General features: G+C 33.9%; 1 protein-coding gene. It reads right to left on the bottom strand.

Annotation, left to right across the window (positions count from 1 at the left end; genetic code table 11):
• Positions 1–640 precede the first annotated feature (640 nt).
• Positions 641–1225 (bottom strand): cytochrome c oxidase assembly protein, encoded by a 585-nt coding sequence (locus M5A78_RS25090; RefSeq protein WP_406603749.1) that lies wholly within the window; start codon positions 1223–1225, stop codon positions 641–643.
• Positions 1226–1792: the final 567 nt, after the last annotated feature.

The raw sequence follows: 1792 nt of genomic DNA, 5'->3' as shown, positions 1-1792 counted from the left end.
TTGGTGTTTTCTGTAAATCCGTATATTTAAAATAAACAAAGCCTTGATTTTCTTAATGGAGGATCAAGGCTTTTTGTATGGAAAAGGGGCGGAGCGCCGCAAAAGCGAATTAGTTTATCCAGTTCAAGTGAAATACCCATTTCACTAGACGAAAGATGTGAAGTCTAGCTCTGCTCTCACCGCCTTTATTAGGTGACTACGACTTGTTCTCTAAATTAATTTCCGTGGTAGGGTTGGGAGTTGAGGCTCATGATAGTTTTTTATATAAAAAATCAAACTCCCCTTTTTTAACAGGGGTAATAAAATTAAGTAGGCATTAATTGTGCGTAAATTCCATTTACTATCCACCATTATCATCACATTTGTATTAGCATTTTCACTTTCTGCTCCTGTCTTTACTCCGGTTCAATTTTTTCTATTAAATAAAGAGTGTCTCGATAAACCGATTTTCTTTATATGACTTTCGTCCAACTTGTTTTCAATATGGAAAACTAGTATTAACGCAAATTTATGAAGGCCTAACATAAGTATTCCTGCGATTGCTTGATCAAGTCGTGTATTAAATGGGGGAGGAAGAAGTGTGAATGTACTAGAATGAACGGGTAAACATAGACTGGATATTATTTGTGTTAAAAAAGGATTATTCCCTCCAGTTATTAGTGCCTGTAATATGATAAGTAAACAGGCGGGCATAAGAAGGATTCCGCTTAGGACAGCATCTCGTTTTTTGTTTGTTAAGGACGCGGATATTGGAAATGGGTTTGACGATTGGCCTCCAAATACTAAATGATAGAAAAAATAGTAGCAGTAAATATCCATTATGAATGGTAGGATTTTCTGAAAAAATCGTTAAAATAAATGGTATATGATACATGAAGAACAATATGGCGAAAATACAAAGTGAAATCAGTGGCCTGTAGCAAAGGATTTTCATATTGTGAATCAAAGGAATTTTTACGAATCGCTGAAATACTAATTCAGGCGTACCTAACAATAATAGAGGCGGGATAATAAAAAATAAAATACTCATTTGGATCATATGCAAGCTGAAGGATAGATGGCTCAAAGTTGCTAAAGGGCTGCCGGTTGTTAAGATGAGTAAGGCTAAACTGAGGAGAAAGAGAAGGGGCTGCTTATGAAGCAGGGTTAATTCTGAATACCTTTTTTGAATATCGTATATAAAATGGCCACGAGGATAACAACTACTATTATAGGAATATACCACAGTACTTTAAACCCAAATAAAAGAGAGTAATCCATGTTATTTCACCCCCATTATCTTGGAAGCGATCGAATCCACTTCCTTCATTATGTTTTCTTGCGGGTAAAGAGAGGGGAACTAATCAATCATTTGAATAAATATTTATCGGTATTGGATTATTTTATTAAACAATCTTATTTTTATCTTATTTGGTTTAAGTTGTACTTATTCATTAGGGGGGATGGGAGGATTAAAGCAGAAAGCTTGGTCACTGATAATCAGCGTCTATGACTATAACATAGAAGCCTAATCCCGATATGTAAGTATGATCCAATATAAAAATATATAAAAATATTTAAATGTTGTTGACTTTGTGAATTTATAATAGTAATATATGAAAAGTCGTCAGCGAGGCGATGAGCAGTAGAAAACAAAGTTGTTGACATTAACAACTTGAAATGCTATATTAGTAAAGTTGCTTCTGAAAAAAGAGGTAACGAACTTGTTCTTTGAAAACTAAACAAACAAAAACGTCAACAAACAAAAAATTATTAGTTTCAATTGAAACTAAGCCAACGTAACATTTATGAG

It is taken from the genome of Neobacillus rhizosphaerae (genome assembly GCF_937468385.1).
GTDB lineage: Bacteria > Bacillota > Bacilli > Bacillales > Cytobacillaceae > Neobacillus > Neobacillus rhizosphaerae.
The sequence above is the reverse complement of the archived record's forward strand: the minus strand, read 5'-3'. Positions and strand labels throughout refer to the sequence as shown.